This is a genomic window from Gluconacetobacter diazotrophicus PA1 5 (assembly GCF_000067045.1).
Taxonomy (GTDB): Bacteria; Pseudomonadota; Alphaproteobacteria; order Acetobacterales; family Acetobacteraceae; genus Gluconacetobacter; species Gluconacetobacter diazotrophicus.
On the sequence record NC_010125.1, the window covers coordinates 1,780,633 to 1,794,051 of the forward strand.

10 protein-coding genes and 1 tRNA gene are annotated in these 13,419 nt (G+C 68.6%); 7 read left to right on the forward strand and 4 right to left on the reverse strand.

Annotated features, from left to right (window positions below):
* Nucleotides 1-4: 4 nt before the first annotated feature.
* Nucleotides 5-979 (forward strand): thiamine-phosphate kinase, encoded by a 975-nt coding sequence (gene thiL / locus GDI_RS08335; protein WP_012225268.1) that lies wholly within the window; start codon nucleotides 5-7, stop codon nucleotides 977-979.
* 7 nt (nucleotides 980-986) lie between these two features.
* On the opposite strand, the gene GDI_RS08340 is transcribed toward thiL, so the two are convergent.
* Nucleotides 987-2,147, reverse strand: coding sequence for a GNAT family N-acetyltransferase (locus tag GDI_RS08340; RefSeq protein WP_012225269.1), 1,161 nt, complete (start codon nucleotides 2,145-2,147; stop codon nucleotides 987-989).
* 90 nt (nucleotides 2,148-2,237) lie between these two features.
* On the opposite strand from GDI_RS08340, the gene GDI_RS08345 reads away from it, so the two are divergent.
* Both GDI_RS08345 and glk read left to right on the forward strand, forming a co-directional pair.
* The gene (locus GDI_RS08345; protein WP_012555007.1) at nucleotides 2,238-3,053 is read left to right on the forward strand and encodes an SDR family NAD(P)-dependent oxidoreductase; all 816 of its coding nucleotides are present in this window, start codon (nucleotides 2,238-2,240) and stop codon (nucleotides 3,051-3,053) included.
* 140 nt (nucleotides 3,054-3,193) lie between these two features.
* Nucleotides 3,194-4,162, forward strand: a complete 969-nt coding sequence (gene glk, locus GDI_RS08350) for a glucokinase (protein ID WP_012225271.1) — start codon at nucleotides 3,194-3,196, stop codon at nucleotides 4,160-4,162.
* A gap of 124 nt (nucleotides 4,163-4,286) precedes the next feature.
* Here glk and GDI_RS08355 read toward each other — a convergent pair.
* Nucleotides 4,287-4,360: transfer RNA gene (locus GDI_RS08355), tRNA-Cys, on the reverse strand.
* 147 nt (nucleotides 4,361-4,507) lie between these two features.
* On the opposite strand from GDI_RS08355, the gene GDI_RS08360 reads away from it, so the two are divergent.
* The 4 genes from GDI_RS08360 to msrA all read left to right on the forward strand — a co-directional run bounded on the left by GDI_RS08360 (nucleotide 4,508) and on the right by msrA (nucleotide 10,265).
* A complete protein-coding gene (locus GDI_RS08360) occupies nucleotides 4,508-5,188 on the forward strand; it encodes a protein-L-isoaspartate O-methyltransferase family protein (RefSeq protein ID WP_012555008.1) in 681 nt (226 codons plus the stop codon).
* An 81-nt stretch (nucleotides 5,189-5,269) separates the two neighbouring features.
* Nucleotides 5,270-6,703, forward strand: coding sequence for a TolC family outer membrane protein (locus GDI_RS08365; RefSeq protein ID WP_012225273.1), 1,434 nt, complete (start codon nucleotides 5,270-5,272; stop codon nucleotides 6,701-6,703).
* A 197-nt stretch (nucleotides 6,704-6,900) separates the two neighbouring features.
* Nucleotides 6,901-9,597: a valine--tRNA ligase gene (locus GDI_RS08370; protein WP_012225274.1), complete on the forward strand. Its 2,697-nt coding sequence runs from the start codon at nucleotides 6,901-6,903 to the stop codon at nucleotides 9,595-9,597.
* Nucleotides 9,598-9,704: 107 nt separating this feature from the next.
* A complete protein-coding gene (msrA, locus tag GDI_RS08375) occupies nucleotides 9,705-10,265 on the forward strand; it encodes a peptide-methionine (S)-S-oxide reductase MsrA (protein WP_012555010.1) in 561 nt (186 codons plus the stop codon).
* 17 nt (nucleotides 10,266-10,282) lie between these two features.
* On the opposite strand, the gene GDI_RS08380 is transcribed toward msrA, so the two are convergent.
* Both GDI_RS08380 and GDI_RS08385 read right to left on the reverse strand, forming a co-directional pair.
* Entirely contained in the window at nucleotides 10,283-11,644 is a 1,362-nt protein-coding gene (locus tag GDI_RS08380) for an ABC transporter ATP-binding protein (RefSeq protein WP_012225276.1), read from the reverse strand.
* An 11-nt stretch (nucleotides 11,645-11,655) separates the two neighbouring features.
* Nucleotides 11,656-13,383 carry an ABC transporter permease gene (locus GDI_RS08385; RefSeq protein WP_012225277.1) on the reverse strand — a complete coding sequence of 576 codons (1,728 nt, stop codon included), beginning with the start codon at nucleotides 13,381-13,383 and terminating at the stop codon, nucleotides 11,656-11,658.
* Nucleotides 13,384-13,419 lie beyond the last annotated feature (36 nt).

Sequence of the window (13,419 nt, forward strand, 5' to 3'; positions counted from 1 at the left end):
TGGAATGTCCGCCGCTCTTCCCCCCGCCGGTCCGCTGCCGCCCGAATTCGGCTTCATCCGCCGCCATTTCCTTGCCCTGGCGGGCGAGGGCGCGCTGGGCCTGACCGACGACGCGGCGCTGCTGCGCGCGCCGGCGGGGCGGGAACTGGTCGTCGCGGTCGATACGATGGTCGAGGGCGTACATTTCCTGCCCGACGACCCGGCCGACACGGTCGGCCGCAAGCTGCTGCGCTGCAACCTGTCCGACCTGGCGGCGATGGACGCGATGCCGCTGGGCTATCTGCTGGCGGTGACCACGCCGCCGGCACGGGACGAGGCCTGGTTCGCCGGTTTCGCCCGGGGCCTGGCGGACGATCAGGGGCGTTATGGGCTCAGCCTGCTGGGGGGCGATACCACTTCCACGCCGGGGCCATTGGTGCTGTCGCTGACCATCCTGGGGCATGGGGCACCCGGCCGGGCCCTGCGGCGCAACGGCGCGCGCGACGGCGACGGGATATGGGTGACCGGGACGATCGGCGACGGGGCGCTGGGCCTGCGCGCCCTGCGCGGGGAAGTGGCCGATCCCGACGGGTTCCTGGCCGGCCGCTATCGGCTGCCGCGGCCGCGCCTGGGGCTGGGGTTGGGCGGAATCGCGTCGGCCGCCATGGATGTCTCGGACGGGCTGGTGCAGGATCTGGGCCACTTGGCCCGTGAAAGCGGCGTCGGCGCCCGGATCGACGCCGGCCGCGTTCCCCTGTCGCCGGCCGCCAGGCAGGCGGGCCCCCGCTGGCTGCCGACCTGCCTGACCGGCGGGGATGATTACGAATTGCTGCTGGCCGTGCCCCCGGCGCACGAGGGCGCCCTGCGGGAAGCCGCCCGGACGCATGGGGTGGCGGTCACGCGGATCGGCGCGTTCGACGCCACGCTATCCGGCGTCCAGGTACTGGACGGGGTAGGGGGAATCCTGGCGCTGGAGCGCACCGGATGGAGTCACCTGTAGAAGACGATCAGCGGCCCAGCACCCGGTCATAGACCCGGTAGCGCTTGCAGGGTTCGGGGGCCAGGCGTTCGATCAGCCGGCGCATCGGCAGGTTGGTCTCCAGGATCCATCCCATCTCGACCATGCGATAGGGCAGGGACCGGCCGCGCCGCATCAGTTCGGCAATGGCCTGGGCGGGCATGATGGCGCCCAGGGCCGTGCCCTCCAGCTTCGAACTGACGCCCAGCAGGATGACCCGCGCGGAATGGAAGCGGTGGCGCACCAGCCGCTCGGCCAGCTTGACCCAGCCCAGCGGGGTGGGCGCGCCGCCCAGGTCGCCCGCGATGTCGTACAGGTTGGGCACCACCAGGGCGACCGCCACCGGCTCGCCATCCTGTTCGATCAGCACGAAATGCTCCGACTTCAGGATCGGCCGCATCTGCCTTATCATGCCGGTCATCTCGTCCTGGGTCAGCGGGACGAAACCCCAGTTGTTGCGCCACGCATCATTATAGAGCCGGCGCAGGATCTCGCCGTCCTCGGCGATCTGCCTGCGGCGGATGCCGCGCGTGGTGATGCTGCCCAGCCGCCCTTCGCCCAGGCGCAGGCCGGAGGGCACCAGGTGCGCCTGCTCGGCGCCCGGTCCGGTCTCCATCTGGTAGGCCACGAAATCCATCGCCTTGGCGAAGCCGCAGGCTTCGACCAGGGGCGGCAGCCAGTGCGGATGCCAGGGCATGGCGATCATCGGCGGTGCCCGGTGGCCCTCGATCATCATGCCCAGCTCGCCGTTGGCATTCAGGGTGAAGGGGCCCCGGGCCGTGTCCATCCCCTGCCGGCGCAGCCACGCGCAGGCGGCATCGAGCAGGGCGGAGACGACGGACGCGTCGTCGACGGCGTCCAGCGCCCCGAAAAAGCCAATATTCTCGCCCAGGGTTTCGATAGCGAGGTCGTCGACCTGCGCCGAGATGCGGCCGACGGGCTTTCCCGCGCGCATTGCCAGGAAATACCGCGCCCGGCCGTGGCGGAAGAACGCGGTCTTGCGCGGATGCAGCAGATCCTTCTGCTCCATGTCCAGCGGCGGGACGTAACCCGGCAATCCGGCATAGAGCAGGCGGGGCAGGCGGATGAAGAGGGACATCTGACGGAAGCTGGATACCGGGGTAATGACAAGTTGATCCGCTTCGTTCATGACCGGTCCGGTGTCTGGGGGAACTGGGCCGGCTGTGACGGCCGACCGCGTGCTGATGACATGGAATCGGCATCAAAAGAAAGGGGCCCGATGGCCAACGCGCAGCAGAACGGGGAAATCCGCTTCGATCCCGTGACCGTCCTGATAACGGGGGCCTCCAGCGGCATCGGCGCCGAACTGGCCCGGTTCTATGCCCGGTCCGGCCGGACGCTGGTCCTGTGGGGGCGTGACGCCGCGCGGCTGGAACGGGTGGCGCGGGATTGCCGCACCATGGGTGCCACCGTGCGGACCCGGGTGCTGGACCTGGCCGACGGGCACGCGGCGATCGCGTCCTTTCGCGAGGATGACACCGACCACCCCGTGGACCTGCTGATCCTGGCGGCCGGGCTGGGCGACATGCGCCAGCATGCCGAGCGGACCGAACGGGCGGAAACGGTGCTGGAACTGGGGCTGGTGAACTACGCCACCCCGGCGGCGCTGGCCACGGCGGGGGCTGAACGCATGGTTCTGCGACAGCGGGGGCATATCGTGCTGCTGGGCTCGGTCGCGGCGTTCCACGCCCTGCCGTTCGCGGCGGGCTATTCCGGGTCCAAGGCCGGGCTGACGCGCTTTGCCGAGGCGCTGCGCAACGGCCTGGCGGAATATGGGGTCGGCGTGACGCTGGTCTCGCCCGGGTTCGTCGATACCCCGATGAGCCGCCGGGTCAGCAGCGCGAAGCCCTTCATGCAGACCGCGCCCCAGGCGGCCCGCCTGATTGCCCGCGCGGTGGAGGAAGAACGCCCGCACCTGATCTTCCCCCGCCTGTTCGCCGGCCTGCGCATCCTCGATATCATCATGCCCCGCCCGATCCGCGACGCCATCATGCGGCGCCTGAAGGCCGACCAGGCGCCCCGCGCCGCGGGATAATGCCGGCCGGCCTGATTTCCCTTGATCTCCATTCCGCACTTGACGTTGTGGCGTCGGGACGGGAAACCCGATCGGGCCGATAACGAAAACGTGCCCCGGGTACCTGCCGGGCAAGGAAGATCCAGGGAGTCTGACAGGACATGAGAGAGATCGTAGCCGTCGATATCGGCGGGACTCATGCGCGTTTCGCCATTGCCGGTGTCGAGGGCGGCCGTGTCACCCACCTGGGGGAAGCCACCACCCTGAAATGCGCGGAGCATGCCAGCCTGCAACTGGCGTGGGAGTCCTTCGCCCGTCAGGTCGGCCGCACCCTGCCGCGTGCGGCGGGCATCGCCGTCGCCTGCCCGGTGCAGGGCGATATCCTGAAGCTGACGAACAATCCCTGGATCATCCAGCCGGCCCAACTGGCCGCGAAGCTGGATGTGGACCAGCATGTGCTGGTCAATGATTTCGGCGCGGTGGGCCACGCCGTGGCCCAGGTGGACGCGGCCCATCTGCAGCACCTGTGCGGCCCGGACCGGCCGCTGCCCGCCAGCGGGGTGACGACCATCGTCGGGCCGGGAACGGGGCTGGGCACCGCCTATGTCGTGCGGCGGGACGGCCGCTATCTGGTGTGCGAGACCGAAGGCGGCCATGTCGATTTCTCGCCCCTCGACATGCTGGAGGACAAGATCCTGCAGCGCCTGCGCCGGCGATATCGCCGCGTGTCGACCGAGCGCGTCGTGTCGGGCCCGGGGCTGGTCAATCTGTACGAGGCGATCGCCGAAATCGAGGGCCTGCCGGTCCGCACGCGCGACGACAAGGAATTATGGACCCTGGCGCTGGACGGAGCCGACCATATGGCCGCGGCGGCGCTGGAGCGATTCTGCCTGGCGCTGGGGGCCGTCGCCGGTGACCTGGCGCTGTCGCAGGGTGGCAACAGCGTGGTGATCGCGGGCGGCCTGGGCCTGCGGCTGGCCCAGCATCTGCCCCGGTCCGGATTCGCCGAGCGATTCGTCGCCAAGGGGCGATTCGAATCGCTGATGGCCGACATGCCGGTCAAGCTGATCACCCACCCGCAGCCCGGCCTGTTCGGCGCGGCGGCGGCCTTCGCCGAGCGATTCGCCTGATAAAAACGCCAACGTGTTCACCTTTTAGTGAATGCGTTGGCGCCGAAGCCGCGCGTGAATCCGGCACGGCAATGCTGCCATGCGCCACGCGAATCATTGAAAGGGGGCGCCTGTCGGGCTTGCTTGGAGGTCCGGGCGGGAATCGAACCCACATTCGCGGATTTGCAGTCCGCTGCATCACCATTCTGCCACCGGACCTGACCGGGCGCGTTGGCTATATCCACGCTCTGCCCCGCGCGGTCAAGCCGTTGTGTGCACGGGACATGCTAGGCAGATGGAACGCAGGGACATAAAACGGCCCTGTGCCGCTTGCCGTGCGGTCGGGAAAGTTGTGAAGGGAGCGTCATGAACCAGTCCGCGCTTGGAGAAGCCGTCCTCGATTACGATGCCGCGCGGCAAAGGATGGTGGATGCGCAGATCCGCCCGGTGGCGATCAACGATTCGCGAATCATCGCGGCGATGCGTGCCCTGCCGCGCGAGGACTGCGTCCCCGAGGCGCTGCGCCCCTTCGCCTATGCCGACCAGAGCCTGGAGATCGGCCGCGGCCGCGTGCTGACGGAACCGCGCATTGCCGGGCGGATGGTGCAGATCGCGGCCCCGCAGGCCGCGCAGCGCGCCCTGGTGGTGGGGGCCGGGACGGGCTACCTGGCCGCGCTGCTGGCCCGGCTGGAACTGCAGGTCACGGCCCTGGAATCCGATGCCGCGCTCAGCGCGATCGGCAAGGCCTTCTGCGCGGTCGAGGCACCGGGCGTCACCTGGGTGGACGGCCCGCTGCAGGCGGGCGACCCCGCGCATGCGCCGTTCGACCTGATCGTGATCGACGGGGCGGTGCGTGAGGTCCCGCATGCCCTGCCGGGACAACTGGCCGAGCACGGGCGCATCGTCTGCGTCATCTGGCCCCAGGGGGGCGTCGCCTCCGCCTGCATCGCCGAGCCCACCGCGCAGGGGCTGGCGGTCCGCCGGGTCTTCGACGTCGCCCTGCCGCTGCTGCCGGAACTGGAGCCCGCGCCTGCCTTTGCGTTCTGAAGGCTGTAAACCCGTTCGCAACCGTTTGCGTGCATGAAACACGTCATGCGGCCTGAGGTGGCATTGTCGCGGGGGAGCGGAATGAAGCGGAACTGTGGGATCGGGGCGGGGCTGGCGGCGCTGCTGTGCGGCACCACGGCCTGGGCCCAGCGCTATGACGGCAGCGGGTCCCCGTCCTTCGTTCCCCATACGCTGCAGGAAGCGCTGGCGGCGTCCTACCTGACCAATCCGACGCTGCAGCAGGAGCGCGCGGCCCTGCGCGCGACGGACGAGCAGGTGCCGACCGCGCTCGCCGGCTGGCGCCCGACCGTCAGCACCAACGTGAACATGACCTATTACTCCGGCCTCAACGCGGTGGCGCGGCAGGAAGGGTACGCCTGGTATTCAAGGCGGTTCGACGTGCCGGGCTATACCGGCGGCGTGTCGCTTTCCCAGCCGATCTATACCGGCGGCAAGACCACCGCCAGCACCCACAAGGCGGTCAATGCCGTGATGGCGGAACGCGCCCGGCTGATCGCGACCGAACAGCAGGTCTTCAGCAGCGTCGTCAGCGCCTATGTCGGCGTGATCGAAGACGAACAGTTGCTGCAGTTGAACATCAATAACGAGAAGGTGCTGCAGGAACAGCTCCGCGCCACGTCCGAGCGCTTCCGCGTGGGCGAGATCACCCGCACCGACGTGGCCCAGGCCGAGGCCGCGCTGGCCAGCGCCCGCGCCGCCCGGCAGGAGGCCGAGGGCACGCTGCAGACGGCGCAGGCGACCTACACCCAGGTGGTCGGCATGTCGCCGCCCCCCAACCTGGTGCCGCCGCAGCCGCTGGTGCTGCCGGTGAAGTCGCAGAACGAGGCGATCGCCCAGGCGGTGCAGAACAATCCGAACGTGATCGCCGCCCTGTTCTCCGAGGCGTCGAACAAGGACGGGGTCGCCGTCGCCATGGCGGCGATCCTGCCCAAGGTGACGGCCGATGCCAGCTACGTCCACAGCATCAACCAGAGCAGCGGCCGGTCGCTGGAGGACGAGAAATACGCGACGCTGAACGTCCAGTTCCCGCTCTACCAGGGCGGATCGGAATATGCCGCCGTCCGCCAGGCGCGCCAGCAGGTGGCCCAGGCGCATCGCGCGGTCGACATCCAGCGCCGCGCCGCGTTGCAGCTCGCCTCGTCCAACTGGCAGCAACTGATGGCCTATGCGGCCTCGATCCAGAGCGACCGCACCGCCATCGCGTCGAACATCGTCGCCCTGGACGGGGTGGAGCGCCAGGCGATCGTGGGCACCAGCACGACGCTGGAAGTCCTGCAGCAGCAGCAGACCCTGCTTCAGGCCCAGGTCGCGCTGGTGCAGAGCCTGAGCAATCTCGTCACCGCGTCATACGGCGTGGCGGCCGCTATCGGGCGGCTGACGGCGGCGGACCTGAAGCTGGACGTCCCGCGCTATGACGAGACCGCCTATTACAAGGCGGTCAAGGACCGCCCGTGGGGCATCGGCGACCAGGCCACCGACCAGCCAGGCCGCTGACAGGCTGCTTCAAAAGCCCCGCTGCCGGCGATCCGACGCGCGTTTTCTGTGCTTCGATGCTCTCGGCCCGTAAGGTCGCTCCGCTTCGATGCTCGAAAACACGCGCCGGCCGCTCCGCCGACCCGGGAAAGTTTCTTTCGGCGGGAATTTGGGTATAAGCGGCGGATTCCCTTTCCCTGTCAGGTCTGGCTTTCGCGATGCTGAACAAGTCTTTCTCGCCCGGCGAGATCGAATCCGCCCTCTATGCCGAATGGGAGCGGAGCGGCGCGTTTTCGGCCGATCCGCACAGCAGCGCCCAGCCCTATACGATCATGATCCCGCCGCCCAACGTCACCGGCACCCTGCATGTGGGCCACGCACTGACGATGACGCTGCAGGACACGTTGATTCGCTGGCGGCGGATGCAGGGGCGTGACACGCTGTGGCAGCCGGGAACCGACCATGCCGGCATCGCGACGCAGATGGTGGTGGAACGCACCCTGCAGAAGGAAGGCATCAGCCGCCGGGACCTGGGGCGTGAGGCCTTCGAACAGCGGGTGTGGCAGTGGAAGGCGGAATCCGGCGGCGGCATCACCACCCAACTGCGCCGACTGGGGGCATCGCTGGACTGGCCGCGCGAACGCTTCACGATGGATGACGGCCTGTCGCAGGCGGTGCGCGAGGTCTTCGTCACCCTGTACCAGCAGGGCCTGATCTATCGCGACCGGCGGCTGGTGAACTGGGACCCGGCCTTCCGTTCGGCGATTTCGGACCTGGAAGTCGATAACCGCGAGGTCCAGGGCAGCCTGTGGTACATCCGCTATCCGGTCGAAGGCGACGCCGCGGGCCGCACCATCACCGTGGCCACGACGCGGCCGGAAACCCTGCTGGGCGACATGGCGGTGGCCGTTCACCCCGAGGATTCGCGGTACGCCGACCTGGTCGGCCGTTCGGTCGTCCTGCCGCTGACGGGGCGGCGCATTCCCATCGTGGCGGACCTGCATTCCGACCCCGAGAAGGGCAGCGGCGCGGTCAAGATCACGCCCGCGCATGATTTCAACGATTTCGAGGTCGGCCGCTGCCACAAGCTGGCCATGCCCAGCGTGCTGGACGAGGACGCGCGCATCACGCTGGCGGAGATCGCGGACGAACTGCGCTCCGAGGACGGCCTGGCCGACCCGGCTTTCGTGCGCGGGCTGGAAGGCATGGGCCGCGACGCGGCGCGAAAGGCCGTGGTCGCGGAACTGGAGCGCCTGGGCTGGCTGGAGAAGATCGAGCCGCACCGCAACCAGGTCCCGCATGCCGAACGCAGCGGCGCGGTCGTCGAACCGCGCCTGACCACGCAATGGTATTGCGACGCCGCCACCCTGGCGGGCCCCGCCATCGAAGCCGTGGAAACCGGGCAGGTGCGCTTCGTGCCCCAGCAATGGGAAAACACCTTCTTCGCCTGGATGCGCGAGATCCAGCCCTGGTGCATCAGCCGGCAATTGTGGTGGGGCCACCGCATCCCGGCCTGGTACGGGCCGGACGGCCACGTCTTCGTGGCGCGGGACGAGGACGGGGCGCGCGCCGAGGCCCTGGCCCATTACGGGCGCGAGGAGGCCCTGACGCGTGACGAGGACGTGCTGGATACCTGGTTCTCCTCCGCGCTGTGGCCGTTCTCCACCCTGGGCTGGCCGGAGCAGACGGCGGAACTGGCGCGCTATTACCCGACCGACGTGCTGGTGACGGGCTTCGACATCATCTTCTTCTGGGTGGCCCGGATGATGATGATGGGCCTGCATTTCATGAAGGACGTGCCGTTCCGCACCGTGTTCATCCACGGCCTGGTCCGGGACGAGCGCGGCCAGAAGATGTCCAAGAGCAAGGGCAACGGTATCGACCCGCTGGACATGGTCGAGCAGTACGGCGCCGACGCCATGCGCTTTACCGTCTGCGCGCTGACCGGGCTGGGCCGCGACGTGAAGCTGGGCCAGAAGCGGATCGAGGAACACCGTTCCTTCGTCACCAAGATCTGGAACGCCGCGCGGTTCTGCGAAATGAACGGCGTCGCACCGGTGGCCGATTTCCGGCCGGACGCCGTGTCCTCGCCCCTGGGGCGGTGGGTCCTGGGCGAGGCCGCCCGCGCGGTGGCCGAGGCCGACGCGGCGCTGGAGGCCTTCCGTTTCGACGAATACGCGGCCACCTGCTACCGCTTCGTATGGAACTGCTTCTGCGACTGGTTCCTGGAATTCGCCAAGCCGGTCTTCACCGGGGGGGATGCGGAGCAGGCGGCCGAAATCCGCGCCGTGGCGGCGCATGTGCTGGGGATCATCCTGCGCATCCTGCAGCCGGTCATGCCCTTCGTCACCGACGATCTGTGGGCGCAGTTCGGCTATGGCGAGAAGGGCAGCCTGATGACGACGGCGTGGCCCACGCCGGCCCGTCCCATGGATGGCGGGGCGGCGGCGGCCGAGATGGAGTGGGTGATCCGCTTCATTTCCGCCATCCGTACCGTGCGGGCCGAAATGAACGTGCCGCCGTCGCGCCTGGCCCCCGTCCTGCTGCGCGACGCGGCGGAGGCGACGGTGGCGCGCGCGACGCGGTGGGAGGAAGCGATCGGCCGGATGGCACGCGTCTCGGCGGTCGAGGTCCTGGCGGGCGACATGCCCGAGGGCGCGGCGCAGCTTGTGGTGGACGAGGCCACGCTGGTCATTCCGCTGGCCGGCATCATCGACCTGGCGCAGGAGCGGCAGCGGCTGGAAAAGGAGCGCGCCAAGATGGACGAGGAAATCGCGAAGGTCGAGCGCAAGCTCGGTAACGCCGATTTCATCGCCCGCGCCAAGCCCGAGATCGTCGAGGAAAACCGCGAGCGCCTGGCCCAGCAGCAGGACGAGCGCGCCCGTCTGGATGCCGCGCTGGCGCGGTTGGCCTGATCCACGCGCCCCCATCACCATCCCTTCTCTTTTAATCGGGTGGCGGGCGTCACATCTTGCAGGGAACGAACGCCCCCGGAGCGTGAGGGGTGGAAGGAAGGCGGATAATGGATGACATGACGCGAGCCCCCCGGACGGAGGTCGCCTATCTGGGCGGAGGCTGTTTCTGGTGCGTCGAGGCGATGCTGCGGGAACTGGCTGGGATCACGGACGTGGCGCCGGGCTATGCCGGCGGCACGCTGGCGGCCCCGACATACGAACAGGTCTGCAGCGGGCGGACCGGCCATGCCGAGATCGTGCGCGTCACGTTCGACCCCGCGATCCTGTCCTATGCCGACCTGGTGCGGATTTTCTTCACGATCCACGACCCTACCACCCTGAATCGGCAGGGGCCGGATTCCGGCACCCAGTACCGGTCGGTCATCTTCACCGCGACACCGGAACAGGCGGCCACCGCCCGCGCGGTCCGCGATGAAATCGCCGCGTCGAAACTCTGGGCCGACCCGATCGTCACCGAGATCCTGCCCCTGGAGCAGTTCTACGAGGCCGAAGATTATCACCACAATTATTTCGCGAAGCATCCCGAACGGGGATATTGCGCGGCGGTGATCTCACCCAAGGTGTCGAAGGTGCGACGGTCGTTCCAGGACCGGCTGGCGCTGGGGTAGGAAAGTATATCGGCCGATCACTCCATCTCGTCATCCAGGAACAACTGGTCCGCTTCCTCGTCGAAATCGAACAGTTCGGCGTAGCGGGCCCAGCCGATCAGGGTCTGCAGGGTCTGCCTGGCATAGTCGGGGGACATGCTGTCTTCCAGTTCGTCGCGGAAGCGTTCGGCGCTGGCGCGATGGTTGGGCCGTTCGTCGAGGACCGAGCGGATGGTGCGCACCATCGGGATATTGTGCAGCAGGCTGTGCCACAGGATCTGGCGGCGTTCGTCGTGCGTGCTCTGCACGAAGCGCGCGCCTTCGGCCGTCAGCAGGATGTCGCCGTCCTCCAGTTCCGCGAATTCCAGAAGCTGCAGCGATTCGCCCAGCGGAAACAGGTCGTCCAGTTCAAGCTGCAGGCGCGAGGCCAGCAGCGGCAGGTCCGCCCGGCCGTTCAGCGGTTCGGCGGCCAGGGTTTCCATCATGCCGACCATGGCGTTCATCGGCAGCGAGGGCAGGGCGACCTGGACCGGGGAGGCCGGCGGCGGAATCTCATCGCCCGAGGGCAGCTCGGCTTCGGACACGATCGGGGCCCGGCGGGTCATCAGGGCATAGATCCGGTCGACCAGATGCCGGAAGGCCGGGTCCTCGCGGTTGCGAGGGTGGGGGAACGGCACCGCCAGTTCGTGCGCGACCCGGCCGGGATTGGAGGAAAAGACCAGGATGCGGTCGCACATCAGCACCGCTTCCTCGATATTATGGGTCACCAGCAGCAGCGATTTGACCGGCAGCTTGTGCTCGGCCCACAGTTCGATCAGGTCGGTGCGCAGGTTTTCCGCCGTCAGCACGTCCAGCGCCGAGAACGGCTCGTCCATCAGCAGCAGGTCCGGCTGCACGACCAGCGCCCGCGCCAGTCCGACGCGCTGGCGCATTCCGCCCGACAGCTCCTTGGGATAGGCGTTTTCGTAACCGCCCAGTCCGATCAGGTCGATCACGGCCTCGGCCAGCCGGTCGCGCTCCGCCGCCGGGACGCCCTTGGCCTCCAGCCCCAGCTCGACATTCTTCTGCACGGTCAGCCAGGGAAACAGCGCGAAGGACTGGAACACCATCGCGATGCCGGGAACGGGTCCCAGGACAGGCCGCCCCTTCCATAGGACATCGCCCGCGCTGGGGGGCAGCAGGCCGGCGATGATGCGCAGCAGGGTGGATTTGCCCGACCCCGACCGGCCCAGCAGGCCCACGATCTCGCCCGATCGCAGGGTCAGGTTCACATCGTCCAGCACCACCAGGTCGGCGGCGCTTTCCTTGTGATAGGCTTGGCGGCAGGCGACGATGCGGATCAGTTCTTCCTGCGCGGGAGCAGAGACAGGGGCAGAGGCAGGGGCCGGTTGGCTGGTCATGGGGCGCGGTCTCAGCTCAGGGTGAAGTGGCGGCGGGCATATTCGGCAAGCGGGCGCCAGACGGCACGGTTGAACAGCAGGACGAACGCCGCCATGACCGTCATGCCCAGCCCGACATGCGCGGTGTCGCCGGCAACGGTGGCGTGGGCGATGTAGGCGCCCAGGCCGTGGGCGGACAGGTGATCGTCGCCCCAGCTTGCGACCTCGGCCGCGATCGCCGCATTCCATGCCCCGCCCGACGCCGTGATGGCGCCGGTGATGTAGAACGGCACGATCCCGGGCAGGATGACCCGCAGCCACCATAGCCGTCCGCCGACCTGCAGGCTGCGCGCGACCTCCAGCAGGTCGGCGGGATAGGACGCGGCCCCGGCCACGACGTTGAACAGGATATACCACTGGGTGCCCAGGATCATCAGCGGCGTCAGCCAGATATCGCTGCTCAGATGAAAATGGACGATGAACAGGACGAAGATCGGGAAGAACAGGTTGGCCGGAAAGGCGGCCATGAATTGGGCGATGAACTGGGCCCGCCGCGCCCGCACCGGGTCCAGCCCCAGCCAGACCCCCGCCGGCACCCAGATCAGCGAGGCCAGCAGAACCATCGCCACCACCCGCGCCAGCGTCAGGCCGCCCAGCGACACGACATGGAGGAATTCCGCCATGGAGATGGTCGCGCGCGCATAGAGCCAGACCTGCCACGCGGCCCCGCCGGACAGCATGGCCAGCCCGACCGCCCAGACCACGTCGCGGATGCGGTCGGGGACCAGCGGGGTGCGGCGCGCATCGGACGGGCGGCGGCCCAGCTTCAGGCCGCCGATCGCCGTCAGCCCGTCGCCGATCGCGTCCGTGATCCGGCGCAGCAGGGCGGTGCGGCGCAGCAGCACCAGCAGCCAGGGGTCGGACGCGGACGCGCCCTCGATGCCGGTGGCGGCGAAGCGCCCCGACCACGCGACCAGCGGCCGGAAGACGAGCTGGTCATAGGCCAGGATCACCACCATCATCGCCACGATGGCATACAGAACCGCCCACAGGTCGCGCTGGGCGATGGCGGTGCCGACATACGACCCGATTCCGGGCAGCAGGACATTGGTGTTCCCGACCGTGATCGTCTCGGAATACACCACCATGAACCATCCGCCGGACATCGAGATCATGGCGTTCCACACCAGGCCCGGCACGGCGAACGGGACCTCCAGCCGCCAGAATTTCTGCCATCCCGTCAGGCCGAAACACCGCGCGACCTCGTCCAGGTCGGGGGGGACGGCCCGCAGGGACTGGTACATGCTGAAGGCCATGTTCCAGGCCTGGCTGGTGAAGATGGTGAAGATCGCGGCCAGTTCCGCCCCCAGGATGCGCCCGGGGAACAGGCCCATGAAGAACACGACGGTAAAGGTCAGGAACCCCAGGATCGGCACGGATTGCAGCACGTCCAGCACCGGCACCAGCACCAGCCCCGCCCGGGGGCTCTTGGCCGCCCAGACCGCATAGGTGAAGGTGAAGAACAGCGACGCGCCCAGGGCCGCGAACATCCGCAGGGTGGTGCGCACCGCATAGCCCGGCAGCCAGGCGGGATCGAGGTGGATGGTGGCGGCGTTGGGGGCCGATATCGGGGCCAGCATGTGCCGCCCCGCCGTGCCCAGCACGACCGCCAGCCCCATGATGCACAGCAGGGCAGCCAGATCGAACACATTGGGCCGGGCCGGGCGGGACGAAGGGGCGGGCAGCGAACTCGCCGTCATGAACCTCTTTCCTGTTGTCCCGGGGCGTCGCGCCCC